This window comes from Ardenticatenales bacterium, assembly GCA_020634515.1.
Lineage (GTDB): Bacteria > Chloroflexota > Anaerolineae > Promineifilales > Promineifilaceae > JAGVTM01.
This window is the reverse complement of sequence record JACKBL010000004.1, coordinates 177,105-201,489: the sequence shown is the minus strand read 5'-3', so window position 1 is coordinate 201,489 and position 24,385 is coordinate 177,105. Positions and strand designations below refer to the sequence as shown.

General features: G+C 60.3%; 26 protein-coding genes. 14 read left to right on the top strand and 12 right to left on the bottom strand.

Annotation, left to right across the window (positions count from 1 at the left end):
- Positions 1 to 90: 90 nt before the first annotated feature.
- Positions 91 to 384, bottom strand: a complete 294-nt coding sequence (locus tag H6650_12565; protein MCB8952839.1) for a hypothetical protein — start codon at positions 382 to 384, stop codon at positions 91 to 93.
- A gap of 336 nt (positions 385 to 720) precedes the next feature.
- Between H6650_12565 and H6650_12560 the strand changes: the two genes are divergently transcribed.
- The 5 genes from H6650_12560 (at position 721) to H6650_12540 (ending at position 5,768) form a co-directional block, all read left to right on the top strand.
- Positions 721 to 1,200: a MarR family transcriptional regulator gene (locus tag H6650_12560; protein ID MCB8952838.1), complete on the top strand. Its 480-nt coding sequence runs from the start codon at positions 721 to 723 to the stop codon at positions 1,198 to 1,200.
- Positions 1,201 to 1,260: 60 nt separating this feature from the next.
- Positions 1,261 to 1,692: a cupin domain-containing protein gene (locus tag H6650_12555; protein MCB8952837.1), complete on the top strand. Its 432-nt coding sequence runs from the start codon at positions 1,261 to 1,263 to the stop codon at positions 1,690 to 1,692.
- A gap of 235 nt (positions 1,693 to 1,927) precedes the next feature.
- On the top strand, positions 1,928 to 3,157 hold the full coding sequence (locus H6650_12550; GenBank protein ID MCB8952836.1) for a beta-lactamase family protein: 1,230 nt from the start codon (positions 1,928 to 1,930) through the stop codon (positions 3,155 to 3,157).
- 268 nt (positions 3,158 to 3,425) lie between these two features.
- A complete protein-coding gene (locus H6650_12545; protein MCB8952835.1) occupies positions 3,426 to 5,327 on the top strand; it encodes a hypothetical protein in 1,902 nt (633 codons plus the stop codon).
- Positions 5,328 to 5,477: 150 nt separating this feature from the next.
- A complete protein-coding gene (locus H6650_12540) occupies positions 5,478 to 5,768 on the top strand; it encodes a hypothetical protein (GenBank protein MCB8952834.1) in 291 nt (96 codons plus the stop codon).
- A 392-nt stretch (positions 5,769 to 6,160) separates the two neighbouring features.
- On the opposite strand, the gene H6650_12535 is transcribed toward H6650_12540, so the two are convergent.
- Positions 6,161 to 6,991 carry an ABC transporter permease gene (locus H6650_12535; GenBank protein MCB8952833.1) on the bottom strand — a complete coding sequence of 277 codons (831 nt, stop codon included), beginning with the start codon at positions 6,989 to 6,991 and terminating at the stop codon, positions 6,161 to 6,163.
- A 37-nt stretch (positions 6,992 to 7,028) separates the two neighbouring features.
- Positions 7,029 to 7,991: an ATP-binding cassette domain-containing protein gene (locus H6650_12530; protein MCB8952832.1), complete on the bottom strand. Its 963-nt coding sequence runs from the start codon at positions 7,989 to 7,991 to the stop codon at positions 7,029 to 7,031.
- Between the two features lie 460 nt (positions 7,992 to 8,451).
- Between H6650_12530 and H6650_12525 the strand changes: the two genes are divergently transcribed.
- From H6650_12525 to H6650_12515, 3 genes are all read left to right on the top strand, one after another.
- Positions 8,452 to 9,279: a hypothetical protein gene (locus tag H6650_12525; GenBank protein MCB8952831.1), complete on the top strand. Its 828-nt coding sequence runs from the start codon at positions 8,452 to 8,454 to the stop codon at positions 9,277 to 9,279.
- A gap of 83 nt (positions 9,280 to 9,362) precedes the next feature.
- Positions 9,363 to 10,505 carry a YHYH protein gene (locus H6650_12520; protein MCB8952830.1) on the top strand — a complete coding sequence of 381 codons (1,143 nt, stop codon included), beginning with the start codon at positions 9,363 to 9,365 and terminating at the stop codon, positions 10,503 to 10,505.
- Between the two features lie 220 nt (positions 10,506 to 10,725).
- On the top strand, positions 10,726 to 11,409 hold the full coding sequence (locus H6650_12515; protein ID MCB8952829.1) for an isoprenylcysteine carboxylmethyltransferase family protein: 684 nt from the start codon (positions 10,726 to 10,728) through the stop codon (positions 11,407 to 11,409).
- Between the two features lie 101 nt (positions 11,410 to 11,510).
- On the opposite strand, the gene H6650_12510 is transcribed toward H6650_12515, so the two are convergent.
- The 8 genes from H6650_12510 to H6650_12475 all read right to left on the bottom strand — a co-directional run bounded on the left by H6650_12510 (position 11,511) and on the right by H6650_12475 (position 17,800).
- Entirely contained in the window at positions 11,511 to 11,741 is a 231-nt protein-coding gene (locus H6650_12510; GenBank protein ID MCB8952828.1) for a hypothetical protein, read from the bottom strand.
- 177 nt (positions 11,742 to 11,918) lie between these two features.
- A complete protein-coding gene (locus H6650_12505; GenBank protein MCB8952827.1) occupies positions 11,919 to 12,542 on the bottom strand; it encodes a response regulator transcription factor in 624 nt (207 codons plus the stop codon).
- A gap of 99 nt (positions 12,543 to 12,641) precedes the next feature.
- A complete protein-coding gene (locus H6650_12500; GenBank protein ID MCB8952826.1) occupies positions 12,642 to 14,348 on the bottom strand; it encodes a GAF domain-containing sensor histidine kinase in 1,707 nt (568 codons plus the stop codon).
- Between the two features lie 74 nt (positions 14,349 to 14,422).
- The gene (locus H6650_12495) at positions 14,423 to 15,655 is read right to left on the bottom strand and encodes a DUF3267 domain-containing protein (protein ID MCB8952825.1); all 1,233 of its coding nucleotides are present in this window, start codon (positions 15,653 to 15,655) and stop codon (positions 14,423 to 14,425) included.
- A gap of 5 nt (positions 15,656 to 15,660) precedes the next feature.
- Complete coding sequence (locus H6650_12490; protein ID MCB8952824.1) at positions 15,661 to 15,885, bottom strand: DUF2277 domain-containing protein; 225 nt, start codon at positions 15,883 to 15,885, stop codon at positions 15,661 to 15,663.
- Between the two features lie 239 nt (positions 15,886 to 16,124).
- Positions 16,125 to 16,859 carry a hypothetical protein gene (locus H6650_12485; GenBank protein ID MCB8952823.1) on the bottom strand — a complete coding sequence of 245 codons (735 nt, stop codon included), beginning with the start codon at positions 16,857 to 16,859 and terminating at the stop codon, positions 16,125 to 16,127.
- A gap of 99 nt (positions 16,860 to 16,958) precedes the next feature.
- Entirely contained in the window at positions 16,959 to 17,114 is a 156-nt protein-coding gene (locus tag H6650_12480) for a hypothetical protein (protein MCB8952822.1), read from the bottom strand.
- Between the two features lie 26 nt (positions 17,115 to 17,140).
- On the bottom strand, positions 17,141 to 17,800 hold the full coding sequence (locus tag H6650_12475; GenBank protein ID MCB8952821.1) for a helix-turn-helix domain-containing protein: 660 nt from the start codon (positions 17,798 to 17,800) through the stop codon (positions 17,141 to 17,143).
- A gap of 258 nt (positions 17,801 to 18,058) precedes the next feature.
- Between H6650_12475 and H6650_12470 the strand changes: the two genes are divergently transcribed.
- From H6650_12470 to H6650_12455, 4 genes are all read left to right on the top strand, one after another.
- Positions 18,059 to 18,748 carry an MBL fold metallo-hydrolase gene (locus H6650_12470; GenBank protein ID MCB8952820.1) on the top strand — a complete coding sequence of 230 codons (690 nt, stop codon included), beginning with the start codon at positions 18,059 to 18,061 and terminating at the stop codon, positions 18,746 to 18,748.
- Between the two features lie 2 nt (positions 18,749 to 18,750).
- Positions 18,751 to 19,320: a WHG domain-containing protein gene (locus tag H6650_12465; protein MCB8952819.1), complete on the top strand. Its 570-nt coding sequence runs from the start codon at positions 18,751 to 18,753 to the stop codon at positions 19,318 to 19,320.
- Positions 19,321 to 19,600: 280 nt separating this feature from the next.
- Entirely contained in the window at positions 19,601 to 20,725 is a 1,125-nt protein-coding gene (locus H6650_12460; protein ID MCB8952818.1) for an AAA family ATPase, read from the top strand.
- 45 nt (positions 20,726 to 20,770) lie between these two features.
- Positions 20,771 to 21,295: a DUF4276 family protein gene (locus H6650_12455; protein ID MCB8952817.1), complete on the top strand. Its 525-nt coding sequence runs from the start codon at positions 20,771 to 20,773 to the stop codon at positions 21,293 to 21,295.
- On the opposite strand, the gene H6650_12450 is transcribed toward H6650_12455, so the two are convergent.
- A complete protein-coding gene (locus H6650_12450; protein MCB8952816.1) occupies positions 21,296 to 22,105 on the bottom strand; it encodes a hypothetical protein in 810 nt (269 codons plus the stop codon).
- 279 nt (positions 22,106 to 22,384) lie between these two features.
- Here H6650_12450 and H6650_12445 point away from each other — a divergent pair, with 279 nt between their 5' ends.
- Positions 22,385 to 23,452, top strand: a complete 1,068-nt coding sequence (locus H6650_12445; GenBank protein MCB8952815.1) for an alpha/beta hydrolase — start codon at positions 22,385 to 22,387, stop codon at positions 23,450 to 23,452.
- 57 nt (positions 23,453 to 23,509) lie between these two features.
- Positions 23,510 to 24,319, top strand: coding sequence for an alpha/beta fold hydrolase (locus tag H6650_12440; protein ID MCB8952814.1), 810 nt, complete (start codon positions 23,510 to 23,512; stop codon positions 24,317 to 24,319).
- Positions 24,320 to 24,385: the final 66 nt, after the last annotated feature.

Sequence of the window (24,385 nt, the reverse complement as noted above, 5' to 3'; positions counted from 1 at the left end):
GTCAGTCGTTTTTCCAGGCGCATGGACCTGATTGTGCCGGCAATAGCCTATGCCCACTATCTGAAGTAGCGGGCATAGGCCAATCAAAGATTATTCGCTGACAATGGTGAAGAATCCGGCGGACATTGTACGCATATCAATGAAAGACATGAAGGTATGAGCCATCTCACTGGTGTCTCTTTGGGCGCCACCGCGCGCGTTTTCCATCGTGTCGTAGCGCAACACCAACAGCCACTCGCCATTTTCTCCTACTGTGGCCTCCCGCCGCAATAGTCCTGGCAAAGTAGGAACGACCTCTTTCTGGAATCGCTCATTGATAGCCCGAAACGCGGCTTCATCTACGCCCGCATTCAGCTTGAACCGTACAATTTGAATCACATTCATTACAGTTTTCTCCTTGTTGTTTTGCTGTCGCAACGGATCCGTGTTACAATAATGACAAATTATGTGCGTGCGCACGCACATAATCTGTATTGTATATGCGTGAGCACGCATCTGTCAACAGCAAAAAGTATCTTCTCAATAAAGTGGGGCAAAGTTGGCTGAGCCTGTCGAAAACAATGTCCTTCGACAAGCTCAGGTTGCGGTTCCCCCGAAATATCGAGAAGTTACAGCAAAAAGATGTAACTGCAACGGTGCCGCCTGCTTTTCCCGTGGGTGGCACGATGAAAAAGCTGTTTGTAAGTGAGACGCACCTCTGGTGGTCGAACAGGTTCTGAAATGGATGACGATTTTACCCCTTTGGAACAGAATGCCTGGGGCGGTTTACTGGGCATGTATGGTCGGCTAGTCCGTCGGATTGAGGCCGACTTGCAGGAACACTCGCGGATTAGCCATGTTGAGTTTGAGGTATTGTTGCGTCTGTCCTGGACGGAAGACCATCGGTTGCGGATTCAGGATTTAGCGGAGCAAAGTGTGTTAACCCGCAGTGGTGTTAGCAGAATGGTGGGACGTTTGGAGCAAGCCGGGTTGGTCGTTCGTGAAAGTGCCACGGAAGATCGGCGGGGCGCCTATGCGGTACTCACCGAAACCGGCTTGGAACACTTTCGCCGGGCTTTGCGGGCGCACATTGTTTTTGTGAGGCGCAATTTTTTGGCGTTTTTCAGCGATGAGGAGTTGGCGCAGATGGCTGAATTCTGGCGGCGGGTTGAACAACAGGATAGCGCCTCAATACCCGAAGCCAAAACCAGTACAGAATGAAAACGGCCAGGTCGATACCAATCTCCAGCAGTCGCTAACCCTATTATCAGGAGAAGACATATGCAGCAGCAAGTTGTTCCCCCCAGCCAAGGCATGGAATATGATTGGTCTAAAGATCACATTTTTGTTAAATGCGGTTTGGATTTAACCGGAGGGCGAGTCACGTTAGTGGAAGATACCCTCAAAGCGGGTTTCCATTTGTCTCGGCACTATCATAAAATCATGACTGAAATTTTCTATATTCTGGCGGGTGAGGTTGCGTTTAAGTTTGACGACGGACTGGTGGTGGCGACGCCCGGTACAACGGTCAACATTCCTCCGGGCATCTGGCACGAGGTGACTTGTGAACAAGGAGGAAAACTGCTTACCATTTTCAGTCCGGGGGGATTTGATCAATACCTGGTCGAATTGGCCTCCCTCACTGAGCTTGAGTTTGCTGACGAAGCATTTATGATGGCGCTGGCCGAGAAATATGACACCTGGAATCGGTAGCGCCTTGAGATAATCTCCGGCCAAATGCGCCGTGCCGCTCATCTGTCCGCCAGCGCGACCACGTGCCAAACCGCTCTGGCAAACTTACCGCATATCATCCATCACGGAACGCAGTCTCATTTTGTCGGGATGCCCAGGCGCGTGCTATTGTGCGGTGGGCAGGAGATGACTTGCCGGCATTTTCCCGCAAAAAACAAGCGGTTGGTGGAAACGCCGGTCGCCAAAGGGCATTGAAGTGAAAAATCAAAGAACAGTCCACATCATCAACCTACTCGTTTTGCTTCTCATCCTCCTCGTCGGGTGCGGCGGACCGGAAGCGGATACAATGGCCGATAACGTTCCGGGCGCGGATGAAAGCGTTAGCCTTGTTCCAGAGGGGGCAGGTGGCGCGGATGGAGAGGAAATAGCCCAAGACCAAGGGGATTTTGCGCAAAAGATCACGGAATTTGTCGAAGGCCGGATGATGGCGGATGGCCTTCCGGGGGCGGCGGTCGCGGTTGTGCGCGGCGATGCCGTGGTCTTCGCGGAGGGCTTTGGGTTTCGTGACGTGGAAAAGCAACTGCCCGTCACGCCGGAAACGCTGTTTCACATTGGCTCTACGAACAAGTCAATGACCGCGATGATGATGGCCACGTTGGTTGACCAGGGGCTGTTCGATTGGGATACGCCGGTTGTAGAAATAGACCCCGATTTTGCGCTGTCGTCGGCGGAAGCGACGGAAGCGGTCACGATTCGTCACTTGTTGAGTATGCAAAGCGGCATCCCTGATGATGCCGAAGATGATTTTGATGTTGATGATGCCGCCGGCGAAGATCTTTTTGCGTATGTGAAAACCGTTCCCCTCCTGGGCATGCCCGGCGAGCAATTCAGTTATAGCAATATCTCCGCTTCTCTCGCCGGGTATTTGGGCGTCATGGCCGCCGGGGGGCGCTATCCTGACCTCTACACGGGGTATGCGCGGCTTTTACGGCGGCAAGTGTTCGACCCCATCGGCATGAGTGCCGCCGTGGTGCATGTCAGTGATGCCGAAACCAACCCGAACTACGGTAAATCTTATGTCATCAAGGCGGGGAATGCGGTTGCGGCGGAACGGGAAGATTTCGACGGCGATCCGCTGGCTCCCTCCGGCACGGTCAAGGCGAATGTGATGGACATGGCCGCTTACATTAGCACGCAGCTCCATCGCGGGCAAGCGCCCAATGGCACGCGCGTGGTCTCGGAGGAGAATCTGCGCGAGACCTGGAAGCCGGACCTGGAGAATTATGCGATGGGGTGGGAAATCAGCGAGCATGAAGGCCATGAGGTTATTTGGCATGACGGGGCTTACGACAACTACGTGAGCGTCATTGGTTTTGTCCCCGACCTGAATATGGGGTTTGTCATTCTCGCCAATTCGGAAGAGGCGGGCGAGGGGTTGATTGATGAAGGGCCGGCATTTTTGATTGCGTTGGTGATGGATTCTTGAGGGGGGAATGCCGGCATTCCCTTCGCGGAACGCGGAAAAAGGCGGATAGAACATCAATCCGCGCCATCCCGCGCCATCCTGATTGTCTTCATCCATCGCGGCGCGCCTTGCCCATACTTCCTGGACCATTCCTGAGTAGGTAGGTTTTCTTGCGGGAACGCATTGAGCAAGCGTTGTAGGGCACGAAGCCGTCAATGGGGTGCGGAATGCCCGCGCGTAGGTCACGGGCTATCCCTCGCAGTGTCTGGAGTGAGGTATACTGGTGCGCATGAACAATCGCCCCACGGAAAACACCGACGTCGTTAAACAAAATCGCCTGCGCGTGCTGCAAAACCAGATCGACCGCCTACAGCGGCGCGTGGAGGTGCTGCGCCGCCTCAGTTATCGCTACTCCTGGCTGCGCTTGGGCGCGTTCTTCGGTGGTGTGCTGCTGGCGGGAACCGTTTATGAGCAGGCGGGCGTCCTCTGGGGGGCGGCAGCGCTGCTGTTGGTCCTGCTGCTCTTTGGCCTCGTCGTGCGCCAGCACCGCCGCATTGACCGCCACATTGCCCAGTATACGCTCTGGCAGCAAATCAAACGGGCGCACATTGCCCGCGCCACGCTCGACTGGCAAAACATCCCCCCCGCCATCTTCACGCAGCCCGATTTTGACCACCCTTTTGAGCCGGACCTGGACCTGGTGGGACCGGTGGCGCTGCACCGCTTGCTGGACACATGCGCGGCGCAGGGGGGCAGCCGCTTGCTGCGCGATTGGCTGGCCGCGCCCCTGCCGGAACGGGAGACGATTGCCTTGCGCCAGGCGCAGGTACGCGAACTGACGGCGCAAACGTTGTTTCGGGATCGGCTGGCGCTGCACGCGCAAACGGCGGCGCGCCGCCCGGTGCTGGCGCTGCGTGGCGGACCGGAAACCCGCGCCGCCGCCGGAGAGAAATGGCGCGCGGATGAACTGCTGGCGTGGCTGGGGCGGCAGCCGGTCCACGCCCATTTGCGCCGCTGGCTGTGGGTATGCGGGGGATTAGCCGTGGTGAATGGGGTGTTGGCGCTGCTGTATGGGGTGGGCGTGATGCCGGCATTCTGGCAAATCACCCTCCTCCTTTACTTCAGCCTGATCATGCTTCAATCCCGCGCCACCGGCTCCGCCTTCCGCGACGCCGCCCTCCTCCAGGACGCCCTCCAGCAACTCATCCAGGTTTTCCACCACCTGGAAACCTTCTCCTACCAGGCCACGCCCCACCTGCGCCCCGTCGCCGCCCCCTTCTGGCAGCCCGCACAGCGCCCCTCCCGCTTCCTCGCCCAGGTCCAACGCCTCGTGGCCGCCACCGGCGCGGGCAAAAACCCCGCCCTCTGGCTCGTCCTCAACCTGCTCTTCCCCTGGGACCTTTACTTCGCCTACCGCCTGCAACAGCAGCAGCAGGCGCTGCGCCGACAGCTTCCCCACTGGCTGGACGCCTGGTTTCATATCGAAGCCCTCGCTGCCCTGGCGAATTTCGCTCACCTCAATCCCGACTACGTGTTTCCCACTTTTGCCGGCACGGATACCCCCGAACCCGTCTTCACCGCCACCCAACTGGGGCATCCCCTGCTGCCAGCAGCGGAAAAGGTTTGTAATGACTTCACCCTGAGCCGCCTGGGGGATGTTGTTATCATTACCGGCTCCAACATGGCCGGAAAAAGCACCTTCCTGCGCACCGTGGGCATCAACCTGGCCCTGGCCTACGTGGGCGCGCCCGTCAACGCCGCCGCCCTCCACGCTCGCCTTTTCCGCCTCTTTACCAGCATCCGCGTCAGCGACTCCCTCGCCGACGGCATTTCCTACTTTTACGCCGAGGTGCGCCGCCTGAAGTCGCTGCGGCATCACCTGGACACGCCCCACCCCTTGCCCCAATTCAGCCTCATCGACGAGATTTTTCGCGGCACGAACAACCGCGAACGCCTCATCGGGAGTCGCGCTTATGTCCGGGCGATTGCCGGCAAAAACGGCGTTACCCTCATCTCCACCCACGACCTCGAACTGGTCCAACTCGCCGACGAAATCTCCACCGTGCGTAACGCCCACTTCCGCGACGACATCCGCGACGGGCGCATGACGTTCGACTACCGCCTCTACCCCGGCCCCTGCCCCACCACCAACGCCCTCAAAATCATGCGCCTCGAAGGCCTGCCCCTGTAGAGGCGGGTGGCGGGTGGCGAGTGGTCAGTGCCCCCCCAACTACAAACCATCAACGGCAAACTGTCAACCATCCGCCCTACCCCCTCTTGTCAAATTCAGGACGAGAGATATAAATATACGCGGAAGCCTGATAGACAAGTTGGAGGCAGAATGGCGCAGCAGAGTACCGCAACATTAAACACACTTTACCAGATCATTACAGTGGCAGTCGAAGATTGGGCGCGGGGGTATTTTGCCTGCCCGGATGTGGTCGTTCATGTGCTGGATCAGGAAGAGGATGACGAACCGGATCGCTATCTGACTTCATTGGCCGTGCGCGGCTTCGATTTGTGGCAGGCGGCGGAGGTGTGGCTGGAGGGGAGCGAGGTGGTGGCGATTAACGACTTGGGGGAAGGATTACCGCCAGACGGGGTCAACTGGCCCTGGCCCGACGATAGCTAAAAATGGGGACAAACGCCCGTTATTTCGGGCGCGGCAAGGAATCCCGATGGCGCGCGCCCACAACGTCCGCCGGGATTCCTCTCTTCAGCCTGCCCTGAGCATGACATGCCCAAAACGCCGCGGGAGCCTAAAGTTCTTTTTTGCCGGCAATTATGCATCCGTCAATTCCCGAGCGAAGCCTTTATGAATGGATGCGCCCTAAGGGTTCGCTCGGAATTAACTTTGGACTTTCCAATACATAAGAACCCTTCCAGCGCATCCGTCAATTCCCGAGCGAAGCCTTAATGAACCGATGCGCCCTAAGCTCGTTGCCTGAGCCTGTCAAAGGCTGTATGGGCTTTGACAGGCTCAGCCCACGAGAAGGGTAGCCGGTAGCCGTTTTCTTTGCGGAATCAATTGCGCCGTGTGCGCACACGCAGGGCGTAGACGGCCAGGGCATACATGATGGCCGCCAGAATGAGGCACGCCAGGACGCCGCGCCAGATGGCGTTCCCATCCCATCCCGTGTTCAAGACCGTGCGCATCGCTTCCAGCACATAGGTGATGGGATTGAAGCGCGCCGCCGTATTCAGCCAGCCGCTGAGCAGGTCCAGCGGCACAAAACTGGCCGTAAGAAAGGTGAGGGGGAAGAAGATGAAGCTGGCTCCTTGCGTGGCGGCGGCGCTGCCGCTGCCCAGCGCCGCGGAGACGGTGAAGCCCGCGAATCCCGTGCCCAGTAGAATTGCCAGCCCGATGACGAGCAGCAGCCCGCCCAGCCCCGTGGCCGATTCCAATCCCAGGATCAAAGCCACGGCAATGACGATGCTTGCTTGCAGCCCCAGGATGAAGGACCCGGCCAGGATAGGTCCCAGCAGCAGGGCGGCGCGGCTGATGGGAGTAAGCAGCAGCTTGTCGAAATACCCCGTTTCAATGTCCCGCACCAGGTTTTGCGCGGCGATGCCCGCGCCCGACAATGACGAACTGACGATGGAAAGGGGCAGAATGAAGCCCAGGTAGCTGTTGCCGCTCAGGTTGGGGATGAAGTTGGCCGCCTTGCCCAGCGTTGATTCGTAAATCACCAGGAAGAAGATGCTGATCGCCAGCGGCGGCAGTAGGGCGGCGGGCGTGCGGAAGATCGTGATCAGGTTGCGCTGGGTCACGAGCAGGATTTGCAGTAGCAGGCTCGCTTTAGGCGCTTTGACGGGGGCCGTGGTGAATGTTTTCGTAGAAACATGCGTTGTCATAGTCAGTAACCTCGTAGGAAAGGCGATGGGCGGCGGTTTATTGCGCCGCTGCCTGCGTGGTCTCTAGCCGCTGCCCCGTGACTTGCAAGAACACGTCATCAAGCGTGGGCTGCGTCAGGGTGAGCGAGATGGGGTTGAGCCGGGCCTGTTGCAGGCGGCTGACGACGGCGGGGATGGTTTCGGCGGCGTGGCTCATGTACAGGCGCAGCGTGTCGCGGTCCGTCTGGATGTTTTGCGCCATATCGCTCAGTTCCGCGCGCGCCTGGTTCGCCACCTCCCGATTGTCGAAGGCCAGATTGATGGATTCCGTTCCCACGGCGGCCTTCAGGCGCGCGGGAGAGCCTTCCACGGCAATTTTGCCCTTGTCAATGATCGCCACCGTGTCCGCCAGTTGGTCCGCTTCCTCCAGGTATTGTGTGGTGAGGAAGATGGTCATGCCAAAATCCCGATTGAGGCGGCGCACCTCTTCCCACACGTCGCGGCGGCTGGCGGGGTCCAGGCCGGTGGTTGGTTCATCCAGGAAGAGGATTTCCGGTTTGTGGACCAGGGCCAGCGCCAGGTCCAGGCGGCGGCGCATCCCGCCGCTGTATGTGCCCACGCGCCGGTCGCGGGCGTCCGTTAGTTTCACCAGTTCTAGCAGTTGTTGCGCGCGCATGGTGGCCTGTTTGCGATTGGCGCCAAAGAGCTGCCCTTGCAGGGTGAGCAGTTCCATGGACTTCATCATGGGGTCAATGCTGATGTCTTGCAGGGCGACGCCGGCGATCCGGCGTACTTGTTCCGCTTCGTTGACCACGTTGTAGCCGCCGATGGTGGCAATGCCGGCACTAGGCAAAGCCAGCGTCGTCAGAATTTTAATGGTTGTGCTTTTGCCGGCGCCATTCGGCCCCAAAAAGCCAAACACCTCGCCAGAACGAACGCGGAAGGAAACGTCATCAACCGCGACCACGTCCCCCGGATACCGCTTGACCAGATTGGCAACAATAATTTCACGATTCGACATAGGTGTACTCCAGTTGGTCCTATTCACGACCACCTTCCCGGAAGCTGTCCTGATGCCAGATGATCGGCATGATGAGGCGTTTTGGGCTGGACAGCGAGCTTCCGGGAAGATCTCTAGGCTGAATAGATACCTCCAGTTTTGCTTAGCGGTTGCCCCTTTCGTGGACAACCATGGCAAAGCATAACACATTGCCCAGCTATTGTCAAAGTATTGTCCATGCACGTATGAGAGAAAATTGGTCCAACCTGGCTTAGCCGTTACCCAAAATCTGCACAATCCGCGAAATCTGTGATGTCATGTTCGTCTGAAGCAAGACGCGGCTCACGGCGTCTCCGTAAAACTGAAACAAATCTCAAGCAGTTCTAAACGCAATCTAAACCTGGGAGATGTACCATGTCTACATTCTTCTCCAGAAGTAGTCGGTCCAATTTTCTTGACGTGGATAGTAGGAATGACCCCCATGAGACAACGATTGCCACACCCCCCCCAACGAAAACGCCGTCGCCGCAGGATCACCGTCGCCACTTTTCTGTTCGCGCTCTTCGCCGTCCTGTTTGCCAACATCGCCCCCGCCCGCGCCATCAGCGGCGACATCCACTACCAGGCAACCTGGGCATGGGGACGCGCCGTGGACACACCGGGACCCGGCTGGCAGGTCACAAACGATCTCGGCTACCTGGTGACCGTGGAAGAAGGCTACCTCGCCTCCTACAGCACGGAACTGGTGGAATGCGCCCGGCAGGATACCCCCTCACTCCTGGAGCAGATTCTGGGGGCGATCAACCCCGGCGTGGCCCTGGCGGGGCATTCACAAGGCCCCAACCCTGCGGCGGTCGCCGTCTCCCGCGTGGAGTCCCTGGCGGAACCCGCCTCCGTGGACCTGGGGCAGGTTTCCGTTTCCTACGCCACCTATTGCCAGGGGCATTACTTGCTGGCGCGGGCTACACCGGATGCTGTCAATCTGCCGGCATCCGACGCCATCGGCACCACGCTCTATCTGCAAGGCACATACCAACTCGGCGACGACGAAGCCGTTCCCTTCGTCATCGAAACAAACCTGGCCTGGGGCGGCATGAGCGACCTTTACCTGGCGGATGCGCCGGACCAGCCCATCTACGCGGCCATCAGTCGAGACGCGCTGCAAGTGACCATTGAGCGGGACCTGGGAACGCTGTTTGATGGCGTGGACTTCGCCACCACGGATGCCGAAGCGCGGGCCAAAACCATCCTGCGCACCTTCACGAGCAACGCCCGCTTCATTATCACGGGAGGGAAGACGCATGAGTAGTTGACAGTTGACAGTTGATAGTGACTCGCCACTCGCCACTCGCCACTCGCCACTCGCCACTCACCACTCACAAGGAGTACGAAATGTTGAAGAAACTTAGTGCCGGCATCGCCGTCTTCACCCTGGGCGCACTATTCTGGCTCATGATGGCCCACAGCAGCGCCGCCGCCCCCCTGGATGTCCAGCAACTTGCCACCCTCAACGGCACCGTCTGGATGAACGGACAGGCAACCAGCAATACCTGGTCTATTGACTTTACAAACATCGCCTATCCCAACCTGTCCGGCGTGTTCACGGACGCATACGGAGCCACCGGAAACAGCTATATGAATTTGAACAGCAACCGCCTGATCCTGCGCTATGGCAGCGGCTGCGACCCCATCTACGTGGGCATCAGCAACGGCGCTTCCGTCACTGGCGTGGTCTACAACGCCTGCACGGGCGCAACCACCGGCCAATGGCAGGCCACCTGGGAAGGTGGCGGCGGCACGCCCACCCCCACCCCCGATCCCAACTGCCCCACGGACACCTTCATCGACGTTTCCGAGTACCAGCAGCAGCCCCCCTATCCCGATCCCGTCCTCAACGTCTACTGCGACAACGACCACATCATTGCCGAATCCAACGGCATCCCCAACTTTGAATTCGTGCCCATCACGCCCAACCAGCTACAGGAGCAAGATTACACCTGGATGATTCCCCTCAACCCGCAGGAAGCCGCCCAGCCATCGAACATCCCCCTGCTCGGTCCCGTGGCTATTGCCGTCAATGGCCTGCCCATCTTCGGCCCCAACGAAGCCCCGCCCACCTATGGCGACCCCTTCCTGGATGGCATCCTCGACTACTGCCTGGGGCACACGGCGCAATTCGGCAACTACCACTTCCACGCCCGCCCCGAATGCCTCTTCACGGACATAGAAGGCAACACCTCGCTCATCCTCGGCTACGCCTTCGACGGTTACCCCATCATGGCCCCCTTCATCTGCGCCGACCCCGACTGCAACGAGGTAACGGAGGTGCAGAGCAGTTGGGTGCTGGTCAATCCCGGCGCGACCAACGCCTGGGTGCAGCATCAATATATTGAAGGCGCGGGAGACCTGGACCAATGCAACGGCATGGTGGGACCTGACGGCGACTACCGCTACTACGCCACCGACACCTTCCCCTACTTCCTCGGCTGTTACCACGGCGTCGCCGAACTCCCCGGCCCGCCCGGTCCACCCTAACACCCGCCCCAGACTACAAAAGTCTCCAGCGCGAATGTTCATGAACCCGTCTGGTTCAAGACTTTTGTAGTCTCATCAACCCGCCGTCTTGCTCACGCATCACCCATGACTTTCTTCCGGCGGCGCGCTGTTGTTTATCAATAGCGCGCCGCCTGCTGTTTGCGCTACACTACGTCTATGATGAACGCGAGGTGGGAGTGTCTCATGCCGGGAGGTTACTATGCAAGCCGCCATTCGTAGACGCATCATCCAGGTTGTGGTCCTCATCCTTCTGTTTTGCCTGCTGCTATTTGGCGTGGGGGGGCAGTGGGACTGGGCGGCGGGTTGGGCCTACGTGGCGCTCTATCTGCTGGGCACGCTCATCAACGCCTACATTCTGCTGCGCAAAAGCCCTGATCTGATTGCGGAGCGGGGAAGGCCAGGAGAAGGGGTGAAGGCGTGGGATAAGGCGCTGGCGCCTCTCGTGGGGTTCTTTGGTCCCTTTGCCCAATGGCTGGTCGTGGGGTTGGACCATCGCTTTGGCTGGTCGCCGCCGCTGTCGCTGCCCATTGTCGTCGCCGGTTTCGTGCTGGTGGCGTTGGGGTTTGCTCTCACGGTGTGGGCCATGGCTGCCAACCGTTTCTTTTCTGGCATGGTGCGCATCCAGGCGGAGCGGGGGCATGTGGTGGTTTCCACGGGGCCTTACCGTTACGTGCGCCATCCAGGATACGCGGGGATGCTTCTCTTCACCGTGGCCACGCCGTTTGCTTTGAGCGCGTTGTGGGGGCTGCTGCCGGCATTATTCACCCTCATCGGTCTCGTCATACGCACCCAACTGGAGGACCAGGCGCTGCAAGTGGAACTGGACGGCTACGCCGCCTACGCCCGGCGCGTGCGCTCTCGCCTGCTGCCCGGCGTCTGGTAGAACAGCATGGAGCCAGCCGCTCCCCTATTCCCCGCGGAAGAAGGGGGCGGCGGCCAGGGAGAAGAGGAGGATGTCGGAAAGAAATACCTGGGGTGCATCCGTCATTTCCAATCTTGACTACGGGTGGCCCCTTTGGGCGACTGCTGCTGCCGCCGATATTCGCGCAGGGAGCCGATGCCGAAGCCAATACTTAACCCCACCGGAATGCCCCACGCCCAAATAGCCTGGTTTCCCGTAAGCTGGCTGATGATCAAGGCCACCAGCGCGCCGCCGAGGATGCCCCAGGTCATTTCCTTGCCAACGTTGCGTGTTGGCCGCTTCTGCTCGTTCATGGTTACTGCTTCCTTGTCTTGGGCGCGGAGCATCGCCGGCACGCGCCGCGCTCTGGTCGAATGGATATGCCATCAGTATAAGCGGCGACACCGGTTTTGCTTTTAGCCAAAGGGAGCAATTGTTTCTATAACTTTCGTTATAGGTGGGGGGCGAGTTACGAATTGCATCTTTCGTCTTTATTCCAAGCGGATGAGGCCGCGGCGGAGGGCGGTGGTGACGGCCTGGGTGCGGTCGCTCACGCCGAGTTTACCCAGCAGGTTGTTGACGTGTGCCTTGACGGTTCCTTCGGTGATGTGCAGGGTCAGGCCGATTTCGCGGTTGCTTTTGCCGGCAGCGATTAACACCAGCACGTCTCTTTCTCGTTCGGTTAATGCCGGCATCGTCAAATGCTCCGCCAGACGCGCGGCCACGGCAGGCGGGATATGCTTCTGGCCCCCATGCACCGCCCGAATCGCCGCCAGCAGTTCCGCCCGCGGCGTGTCCTTCAATAAATACGCCCTGGCCCCCGCCCGCAAACCACGAAAAACATCCTCATCCCCATCAAACGTCGTCAGGATGATAAAACGGGCCTCGGGAAACTCGGCGTGGATGGCCTCCATCGCCGCCACCCCGCCCATCACCGGCATGCGCAAATCCATTAGCGTTACGTCGGGGCGTGTCTGGCGGAACAAGGTCACCGCTGCCGCCCCGTCCGCCGCTTCGCCCACCACCAGCATATCCGCGCGCCGACTGAGCATTGCCGCCAGCCCCTCCCGCACCACCGGATGATCATCCGCGATCAAAACACGAATCTGTTCCATCTGCTCTCCATATTTGGGGGGACGCGGAGGAGCGCGGATGGACGCGGATTTTTCAGCAACGGGGTCTCACCCTCATTGGCCATCCAACAGTTCACCCATTCACCCATTGATTATTACCACCTCTGCTTCCACTTCCGTCCCTTTTCCCGGCGCGCTTGTCACCGTCAGTGTGCCGCCCAATTCCGCCATGCGCTCGCGCATCCCCGCCAGCCCATACCCCGCGGGCATTTGCTCCGGGTCGAAGCCGCGTCCATCGTCGCGCACCGTCAGCCGCACCGCGTTCGCGTCGAAGGTAAGGTGCAGATCGATGTGTTCCGCCTGGGCGTGTTTGAGCGCATTGGTGACGGCTTCCTGGCCGATGCGTAGGAGATTGTCCGCCGCGCGTGCCGGCATTTGGCGTGTTTCCCCCTGTTGATGCAGACGCAGCCGGGGCTGCCGTGTATCCAGGTCCTCCAACATCCGCCGCAGCGCCTGCGGCAGCGTCGCCTCCTGCAACGCCCGCGGACGCAAGGCGCGCACCGAACGACGCGCTTCCGCCAGACTATCCCGCGCCAACTGCCGCGCCCGCTCCAGGTGCGCGAGTACGGCGGCGGGTTCCACGGTTAGACTGTCTTCGGCGGCCTCTAACTGGATGACGATGCCCGTGAAGCCCTGCGCCAACGTGTCGTGAATGTCCCGCGCCAGGCGGTTGCGCTCCTCCAGCACCGCTGCCGCCACCGCCGCTGCTTCCGCCTGCTCCGCCAGCCGCGTCAACTGCAGCGCCAGCGTGATTTGCTGCGCCAGCGCCTGCGCCAGGTCCAGTTCGGCGGCGGAATAATGGCGCGTGGTCTGGCTGTTTACGCTATAGTGCCCCACGACTTCCGCGCCCAGCAGCAGCGGGACGATGAGGATGCCGCGGATGCCGTCGGCGATGATGCGGGCGCGGTATTTCAGGCGCGGATCGTTGGAGACGTCGTCCACGAGAATGGGGCGGCGGGTGGCTTGCAGCTCCGCCCACAAGGGAATCTCCGCCACGGGGGTGGGGGGCGGCGGCTGCGGTTGAATTTGCGCCTGGGGGGTGATCTCGCCTTTGATGTAGGCGATGCGCAGGGCGAGGACGTCTTGCGCCGGATCGTGGAACCAGAGGGTGACGGTGTCCGCCTGGAGTTGGGCGGCGATGGCTTGCAGCGCCTGCCCCAGGAAGGTGTCCAGGTTGTCGGTGTGCGTGAGGGCGGCGAGGGTGTGGGCGAGGGCGGCGGTTTGTCCTTGTGAGACGCGGGCGGTGTGTTCCAGATTGCCGGCATATAGCCACACGAGCCAGGCCGTGCCGGCAAAAACCACCCACCAAAACAGAACCCATCCCGCCAACCATTCCCGGCTGGCCGGCGGCCCCCACATGCCCATCCCTTGCCCCAGCGTCGCCAGCAGCAGCCAGCCACCGCAGGCCGCCGTCCAAAAGCGGAGGAACCAGCCGCCGATCACCAGCCCGCTGATAATGATGCCGCCCACGAACAGCGCATTACTCGGGCTGCCCACGCCGTACTGCTGGCTGGCAGCCGCCAGCGGCCAAAACAAGCCCGCCAGCAGCCACCGCGCCGCCGCTTCCACGTTGCCGCGGCGCAGCAGCCAGGCGCAGCCGAGGCAAACGGCCCACGTCAGCAGCCCTAACCACGGATACAGCCTGTCCGTCGGGAAGAGGAAGAAGCCCGCCAGCAGGTAGATGGTCGCGCCCACGCCCGCGCCCCACAGCAGCCGCCGCACGAACGGGGCGCGCAGGTTGACGTCATAGGTGGGGGGAGCGGTTCGTGATTTGAACGTGTTTCGCATAGTCAGATGCCTGGAGCAAGCGACCCGCCGGGTCTGACGCGGCTCCCCACGAATGAACCAATCGGAAAACCGGGTTATACCCGTCCCTCGTGGGGTGCAGGACGCGAGGCGGTTAATTCGGCGTGGAGGTTGCGGCGGGCGGGGGGTTCCAGGTGGGCCAGCGCTTCCGTGAGGAAGATGCGCGGGCGCGCCAGGAATGCTGCCAGCACTTGTTGTCGTCCCAGGTGGTAAAGGTTGTCGGGGATGCCGGCATATTCCCGACGAATCGCCTCCTGATAACGTGTGTACACGTCCGCGCTTGTCGCCAGGATGCTCAGGTCCAGGTCCAGCAGCAGCCGGGCGGCGGGATCGTCGGGGATGGCGCGGTGCGTGGTGGCGCGGATGAGGGCGGCGGCGTGGTCCAGAATGAGGTGGGGGACCAGTCCCGCCAGATTGTTTTGCGCATAGTCCGCGCTAAGAGCCTCGTTATCGCCCGCGCGCGGGTCGTAGATGACGTCGTGATACCAGATAGCCAGGTGGAATGCCGGCATATCCGTGTCATACTCGTCCGCCAGTTGCAGCAGATGGTGGATGTGCGTCAGATTGTGGTAGGGGCGGGGGGCGTAATGGGCACACAGGTCGGCGAACAGCGCCTTCGCTTGCGCTTCGGCCATGCCGAACCCCGCCGCCAATGCCCACCAGCGTCGGCGCAAATCGGGCAGAACGTCCGCCACGGGTGTGAACAGGACCATCGTGGCCCCTTCGTCACGCACGAGGGCGGCGCGGGGCTGGCGCAGCAGGCGGGCCACCACGTAGAGGTCGCCCGCCGCGCCGGCGGCGTTGATGATCAGGCCGACGAGGAGGGGGGGAACCCAAGGGAAGGGCAGCCAGGGCAGGCCAATCAGGCCGATGGCGGAGAGGAGAACCAGCGGGGCCAGGCCGATGATGATGAACTGGTTGCGCGGCAGATACCAGCCGGGGGCGGCGGCGTAGGCGTAGAGCAGCCCCACGCCAAAGGTGGGGCGTTCGCGGGTGAAGAGCCAGAAAAACAGGCCATGCGCGGCTTCGTGCAGGATGACGACCAGCAGCATGACGCCGATGAGGAGGGGGAGGTTTAGATGGACGCGCAGGCTGTGTAGGGCGGATGCCAGCAGCCGCAATTCGGGACGCAGCCACGCGCCGGCGCGCCAAAAAGCCCACCCCCAGAGAAGGAGCAGCAGCAGCCCGAGCAGGTTTAGCCCCAACGTCATCCACGGCGAAGCGAGGTTGAGGGTGGCGCGGTGGGCAAATCCGGGCGGTGGGACTTTGGCGGGCTGGGGGGATTCCATGTTGATCAGGCGATCTCGTCGGTGGCGGCAGGTGGGGCGGGGAGGGCGGCGAAGAGGGCGCGGGCGGCGGCGGCGACGTCGGCGACGGCCTGGTCGAAGGCGACCTGGTTGGCGCGCGAGGGGGCGCGGTAGCCGCTGATTTTGCGCACGAACTGGAGGGCGGCGTCATGCAGTTCGGCGTCGGTGGGAAGGCGGTCAGAATAGCGTAGTTTTTTGATGTTACGGCACATGGGCGTCTCCGGGAGTGAATGGTTAGGAGACTATTGTATCATTTTGGAGGGGAGTTGTTAGTTGGGAGTTGCGGGTTGTTAGTTGGGAGATGGGGAAAACGATAAAGCGCCGTGCCAGCCGGGTGCTGACACGACGCCATATCGTCTACCAACGGGAGGCTTTATCAGGGGGGCGTCGTGGGCTTGCGCCGCCCCTGTTTTTTGCGGTGGCCGGGCGGGTTGCGCCGGTCCGTTTTGTTTCAGGCGCGCGCTCGCGCGGGCGCGGTGGTTTCGCCGCGGGTTTCCGGGCGGGCGGCGGTGAGGAAGCCGGCGAACATGAGGGTGGCGGCGATCAGTTCGCCCAAATAGAGGAGTGAGCCGTAGCCGAGGCGGGTGAGGGTGCTGGCGAAGCCGATGGAGAGGGCGCCGACGGCGATGAGGACGTTGGCGACGACGCGGTTGGGCAGGACGCGCTTGCGCCAGAAGAGGTAGGAGGACCAGAGCGCGCCGCCGACGAGGGTGACGAGGCCGTAGATGTTGAAGAAGGGGGTGGTGAGGCGGACAGCGCCGCCGTCGCTGACTGCCGGCATAATATTCCGGTATTGCTCACTAATGGGTAGCGACGTGGTGAACTGGGAAGCGTCGAGGCGGGGCATGATTTGCAGCATCAACACCAGCGCCCCCAGGCTGCCCAGGATGAGGATGGCCGTGAGGATGTGGACCCATTTCTTGCGGAAGAGTAAATAGACCGTGCCGTGCCCGATCCAGCCGGCGTTGAGGACCGCGCCGAAGAAGTACCACATGAAAAAGACCCATTTGTTCCAGGCCAGGGCCAGGTACGCTTCGGCGAAGCTGCCCGCGCCGAACATGGCCAGCCCGATGCCCCAGAAGAGGAAGTGCAGTTTGCGGCGCACGAGGTACCGTTGCAGCACGAAAAGGGTGAAGGCGAGCATGACGGCGGAGGAAATGAAGGGGAGAATGAGGTTGATGGACATGAGTTTACTAGGGGGTGGGTGATTGGTTGTTGACGGGTAACTGCTAAGCCCAATGGGTCTAATCTCCAGAGCGTGTTAGTAGTTACGTTGACGGTTGGGTTATTGGAAGGGGATGAGGCCGAGGAGAATGCCGGCAGCGACGACAATCAAAATGACCATGATAATCCCCAGGCCGACGAGTAATGCCGGCACAACCTTCTCATAAAATGTAGAGTCGCCGGGCATGTGGGAAACGTTACGCTGTTTGCGGGCCATAATCGGAAATTCCCTCTTTGAGTGGCTCAAGCATACGCCTCGGCCATCGCTAGCTGGATCACGTTTAGCACCGTGTTGATGCGGCGCAGGAGTTTTTTGCGCGCCTGGGGCCGGACTTTCACGCTGTCTGGCAAATCAATGGCTACTTCCATCAGCGTGTCGCGGAAAAACATGGTGGCTTGCATTGCCTCTGTCAATGACAGCCCCGCGTTCAGGGCGTTGGCGGCGTATTCGTTGGCAATGGCGCGTACTTCGGTGAGGAGGCTGCCGGCATCCGCCCCATCCTCCCCATCCGCCGACACATATTGCAGCAGCAGCCCCATCAGCCGCCGCCCCAACAGTCGCTTGCGCGCCCGGTCTTCTTCATCAAACGAGGTCAGCCACCGCGCTTCCCCCAGTCCCACGATTTCCGTGCGTGTGTGGCTCAACGCCTTCTCCGCCAGCACCAATTCCAGAGTATGCGCCGGGCGCGCCTCTTGCCGCCGCTGCGCGATAAACCGCTGAATGTCCGTCAGGGCGAAGCGGCGATGGCCGCCTGGCGTGAGCATCACCGGGAATTCCGCCTGGTCTGCCCAGCGGCGCAATGTGGCCGGATGAACCCCCAGCCGGTTGGCCGCGTCCGTCAGCGATAGCCAGGTCTCGACGGTAGTGTCTGTTTCCAAAATCTCTTTTTTGCTCATCATCATGAATTTACCTTCCCGGCGCGGAATGCTGCGCAAACCGCTGAAATTATATGTAAATCTATACAAGGCAACAACCTGACAAACGTCATGAATCTCCGTGACTTTTGTCCCCTTGCCGCTGTTCGCGGATTTCGTTCCTGGCAAGGCTTGACAAACTAAGATTAGTAGTATATAAACTAAGCATATTAGTATATGACGGCTGGGTGGAAAAATGCCGGCATTCTCCCACATCCACCGCCGCCCCCAAAAAGGAAACCTGTCATGAAAACAACCCAACACGGAGCCAACCTGCTGCAATTGACCCGCCTGGCGGCATTCAACTGCTACCTGGTACGCGAAGAGGATGGATTCACCCTGGTGGACACCGGTCTTGCCGGCAGCGCCAACGACATTCTGCAAGCCGCCGCCGCCCACGAACACCCCATCCGCCGCATCCTCCTCACCCACGCCCACGCCGACCACGCCGGTTCTCTGGATGCCCTCAGCGCCCAAATGCCGGCAGCGGAAATCCGGGTCTCCCCGCGCACCGCCCAATTCCTGGCCGGCGACCTCAGCCTAAATCCTGACGAACCCGCCGCCAAAATTCGCGGCGGATTTGTCCGCTGCCAGGCGCAGCCCACGCGCCTGCTGCATCCCGGCGACCACTGTGGTTCGCTGCGTATCATCGCCGCTCCCGGCCATTCCCCGGACCATATCGCCTTCTTCGATGAGCGCGACGGCACGCTCATTGTCGGCGACGCCTTCCAGACTCAGGGAGGCGTCGCCGTTTCCGGGACGCTGCGCTGGCTTTTCCCCTTCCCTGCCCTGGCTACCTGGCACAAACCCACCGCCCTGGAAACAGCCCGTCAATTGCGCGCCCTCAACCCCACGCGCCTGGCCGTGGGGCACGGGCGCGTTTTGGAAGCCCCCGCCGCGGCCATGGACGCGGCCATTCATGCCGCCGGGGGATGATCATGGGCAAGCTACGGCGACTGAACAAGGAAATCGTGGTGGCGGCGGCGGCGGAACTCGCTAACCGTCGTTCCACCGCCGACCTCACCCTCACGGAACTGGCGGCCGTGCTGAACGTGCGCGTCCCCTCCCTCTACAACCACATCGCCGGATTAGACGGCATGCGCCGCGACCTGGCCTTGTTTGGGTTGCGCGACCTGCTGGCACGGCTGCGGCAGGCGGCCTTTGGGCGCGTGGGGCGGGAGGCGCTATTGGCGCTGGCTCACGCCTATCGCCAGTTTGCCCACGAGCAGCCCGGCGTCTATCCGCTGACGCTGGTCGCCCCCGCCGCCGACGATGCGGAATGGGTGGCGCTTTCGCGGGAGTTGGTGCAGATGATGCTGCTCCTGCTGGCTTCCTATGGGTTGCAAGGGGACACCGCGCTGCACGCCATTCGCGGCCTGCGCGCGCTGCTGCATGGCTTCGTCTCCCTGGAGGCGCAGAGCGGCTTTGGCCTGCCCCTGGACCGCGACGAGAGTTATCAGCGACTGGTGACGACATATCTGGATGGTTTGATGATGCGTGGCGAATGAAGGAGGGGCGAGGGGGGTACTCAATGGACGGGATGCGTTTTACATCGGTCAGGGAAAGTCTGGCTTCGCTTGATTGTGGCAAATGCCGGCATCCACAACGCCCCCTCCTCACCCAAGTCTAAATCATCCTCACCCACTGCCCCCACGCAAGGTGGTAAAACAGAGACGGTGACTTCCCGTCTCTGCTTCCTTGTTTCAGCGAAATAACTCATGTAACATCTATTTTGAAACCACTATTTGCGATAGCTTCACATTTGGGGGTGGTTTTCAGGAGGTTCCGTTGAATAAACCCCAATTAACAAATATCACCATCAGAGGATTCAAAACACTCAAAAACCTTGAGGACTTTAATCCGGGACCACTTACCGTTTTTGTCGGGGCAAATGGTGCCGGCAAGTCCAATTTCATCTCGTTCTTTCGCCTGCTTTCCTGGGCAATTGCCAGCAGCCCCGGCAACTTGCAGAGGTATGTCGGCGAGATGGGAGGCAGCAGCAGCCTGCTCCATGATGGTCCGGCCATCACCCGCGAACTTGAGGTGGCGTTGTCATTGAATACGGACAAAGGCCGAAATGATTATGCTTTTCGGCTGGTGTTTGCCGCCAAAGATACCTTTATTTACGCGAATGAACGGTTTCGTTTCTCGCGCGAAGATCAAGCTACGGCGGCCTCGTGGATAGACTTAGGAGCCGGCCACCGGGAGGCGCAGATCTTGGAGCGGGCGGGCGAGGGCGACAAAACAGCGCGTTTCATACTGGGATCGCTGCAAAAGATAAAAGTCTACCAGTTTCACAACACAACTTCCTATGCCCGTATTCGCACCCGGTCATCCGTTGAGGATGGTCAATGGCTGCGAGAGGATGGGGCGAATCTTGCGCCATTTCTTTATCGCTTACGCGAACATGAGCCGGCGTATTACCGGCGAATCGTGGAAACCTTGCGCCTGATCTTGCCGTTTTTTGCTGACTTTGAACTGGAGCCAGATTACGGCACATTGCTTCTACGTTGGCGGGAACGAGGCAGCGATCTTGTTTTTGACGCTTCTCAGGCCGCGGACGGTATGTTGCGCGCGATGGCGCTCGTATCCTTGCTGTTGCAGCCCGAATCTGATTTACCCAACGTTATTCTTCTTGACGAACCCGAATTGGGCCTGCATCCCTATGCCATCAACATCATTGGGGGCCTCATCCGCAGCGTAACGAACTGGACGCAAGTGATAGCGGCCACGCAATCCGTATCGCTCATCAATTGTTTCTTGCCTGAGGAAATCGTTGTTGTGGATAGGGTGGATAGGGTGTCGTCTTTTCGCCGGCTTTCTTCTGACGAGTTGGCCGTCTGGTTAGAAACGTACACGTTATCAGAACTCTGGGAGAAGAATCTTTTTGGGGGAAGGCCGGGATGGGCATAAGGTTACTTTTCGTTTTTGTATGGTCTGCCGGACGATTTTCCCCAGATGGCCGATAGTCGCGGCATACGTGACCCCTACGAAAGGGTTTTGTTTTTGGAAAAGGCTCTGGCCCAGGACATCGAAGATCACCGCTTTATTCCATATCTACAATTGAGTTCACTGAAAAAACCGGGTTTTTCGATTGTCCGACTGAAATTACCAGAGTGGTTCACGTGTAAAAACCCGGTTTTGGGCCTTTTTTCAGTAGAGTCACAATTGCATGAATTTGAGGCGCTCATTTTGTCCGAGCCGGCGCGATTGCTTTCCGAATTTCCCATGCGGCATGACGCCGTAAACGCATTAGAGGGGATATTGCGCGAACATGGTAGTAATGCGGAACTGGTCAATGATGGACAGGAAACCGCGCCTTCCAAAAGGATTATGCGTGTGATTCCAGAGTACGAGGGGAGCAAGGCGTCCGCCGGTCCGCTTGTTGCCAGTGCGATAGGGTTAGACGGGTTGCGGCACCGATGCCGGCATTTTGCTCATTGGCTAAAACAGTTGGAAAACTTGGGCGGGGCGGCATTTTAGTCAAAGCGGCTTGCCGGCAATAATCTGCTCGTAAAGATGGATCGTTGCCGGCATCGGCTCAATCCCCAACTCATCCGCCAGTGCCAGCCGGCACTGACGATAAACACGCAGCGCCAGGGGGCGATTCCCGTTCGCCATATGCCCCCGCATCAGCAGGCGGTAGGCCTCCTCCCAACAAGGATCAATCGCCACCACCCGCTGACACCAAAGCACCATCTCCGGCGCGGCCCCCGCCCCCAGCAGCAGACGTGCCAGGCGCGTCGCCGCCGCCAGATAAAGCGCCGTCAGCCGTTCCCGTTCGCCGCTGGCCCAATCCTCATAAATCGCATCCGGCAAATACTCTCCCTGATACAGGTCCAACGCCCGGCGATAATGCGCGATAGCCGCCGCGTCGTCTTCCCCTTCAACGCGGCTGCCCGCCGTAATCAAGCGTTCAAAATCCATTACATCCACGCGCAAGGACGAATCTGGGTCCAACCCATAGCTCGTCCCCTGCCGCGCCACGTAGACGGAGAGGGAGCGCGGCGGGCGGTCCGGCTCCAACGCCGTGTTCAGGGCATTCAAGGCCACCTTGAAGTCGCGGTCGGCGCGGTCCGGGTCCAGTTCCGGCCACAGATCGTCCACAATCCGCTCCTTGCTTGTCAGACGCTGCCGGTGCGTGAGCATGTACTGGAACAACTGCCGCGCCTTCTCGCGCCCCCAGATTTTGCCATCCAACCGTGCGCCATCTCGCCACACGGCAAAACGGCCTAGCGTCTGGACATATAGTTCGGCGGACATGGTTGGTAGTTGGTCGTTGACGGTTGGCATCAATAGTTGAGTTCACTGAAAAAACCGGGTTTTTCGATGGTTCATGTGTAAAAACCCGGTTTTTGGCCTTTTTTCAGTACACCCCTTGTAACTTGCACGTAACTTTCGGGCAGTATATTGTCCCTATTCTATCACCTTCCAGGAAGCTCACACCTTCCAGAAAGCGCACATTTTTTCAGGAAGGTTACACCTTCCGCACCTTCCAGGAAACTCACAGCTTTCTGGAAGGTCGAACTGTGACGTATCCCCCACCGGAGGCGGGCAACAAGCCCGAAACAATTGATGAGCGTTCCCACTTTGCCTCACATTGAATCGCGCCTCGTCCCCACGGCGCGCATTATCACGCATGTATTGTTCAGCGGCCCCAGCCATGGCGAGCCGGTTGTCTTTTTGCATGGCAATTTCTCTTCCAGCACCTACTGGGAGGAGACGATGGTCAACTTGCCGCCGGGCTATCGCGGCATCGCGCCCGATTTGCGCGGCTATGGCCTGACGGAGGATAAACTGGTTGATGCTACGCGCGGCATGGGGGATTGGAGCGACGATCTGGCGGCGCTGTTTGCGGCGCTGGGGATTGCGCGGGCGCATGTAGTAGGCTGGTCATTAGGGGGCGGGGTGCTGTATCGGTTTTTGATTGATCATGCGGAGAAGGTGCGTTCGGTGACGTTGGTGTCACCGGTGTCGCCTTTTGGGTTTGGCGGGACAAAGGGGGAAGAAGGGACGGCCTGTTATGCGGATTATGCCGGCAGCGGCGGAGGCGTCGTCAATCCCGAATTCGTGCGCCGCATCATCGCCGGCGACCGCGGCGCCGACGACCCCAACTCCCCGCGCAACGTCATCAACACCTTCTATTATAAAGCCCCCTTCCACGCCAACCGTGAAGAAGAGTTCCTCAGCGCCGCCCTGCTGGAAAAAATGGGCGACGACCGGTATCCCGGCGACTTCACCCCTTCCGCGAACTGGCCCAACGTCGCCCCCGGCCAATGGGGTCCCATCAACGCCGGGTCGCCCAAATACGTGCTAGGCGACGTGCCCCAGTTGCTCAACCTCCCGGTCAAGCCCCCCATCCTCTGGATACGCGGCAGCCACGACCAGATCGTCGCCGACAACTCCTTCTTTGACTTTGGTACACTGGGGCAGTTGGGCTTCGTTCCCGGCTGGCCCGGGGCAGACATCTACCCGCCGCAGCCGATGGTCAGCCAGACGCGCTACGTGCTGACGCAGTACGCGGCCACCGGCGGCGCATTCAGCGAACACGTCATCGAAGATACCGCGCACAGCCCGCACATTGAAAAACCAGACTCTTTTGACGACCTCTTGCACGCCTTTTTGTTGCGGAATCGTTAAAAGCATCGCAAAAACCCGGCTTCTCCCCGAAACCGGGTTTTTCACCCCCTTCCCTCTATGCCTGTATGCACAGCCAACAACATCCAAATCGAATATGACGACCACGGGAGTGGCGATCCGCTGCTGCTCATTGCCGGCCTGGGATACGACCGGTGGATGTGGCACAAAATGGTTCCCGGCCTCGCCGCCCATTTTCGCGTCATCACCTACGACAATCGCGGCGTCGGCGGTACGGACCAACCCCCCGGCCCCTACAGCGCGGAGATGCTCGCCGACGATGCCGCTGCCTTGCTCACGGCATTGGGCATTGAACGCGCCGCCATCATGGGGCACTCCATGGGCGGCTTCGTGGCCCAAGCCTTCGCCCTCAAATACCCGCAACGGCTGACGCGCCTCATCCTGTCTGCCACCAACTTCGGCGGCCCGCGCCATGTACCCATCACGCCGGAAGCGATGGCCGTCCTCATGGATATGAGCGGCGATCCGCTGGAACGACTATGGCGGGGCATCGTGGTCAGTACCGCGCCCGGATTCGCCGAAGCCCACCCGGACATGCTCGACGAGTGGCTGGCCTACCGCGCCGCGCACCCGATTGCCCCTGCCGGCTACCAGGCGCAGCTTGGCGTGGGCATGGGCTTGCTGTCCGAGGCTGCCGCCTTTGAGCGCCGGCTGCCCCAGGTGCAGGCCCCCACGCTCATCCTCTTTGGGGCGGCGGATAAAGTGGTTCCCCCGGCCAATGCGGACCTGCTGGCGGCGCAAATCCCGCGCGGCCGCGTCAAAATCCTGCCCAATGCAGGGCACTTCTTCCCCTTTGAAGCGCCGGAGGCCGCCAACGCGGCCATCATCGTGTTTTTGCGCGGAGAATAGCTGCTCATGATGGCGGGACACGCGCGCCGGCCGTGTCGCGCCGATGAGAATACCATTTACATTTAC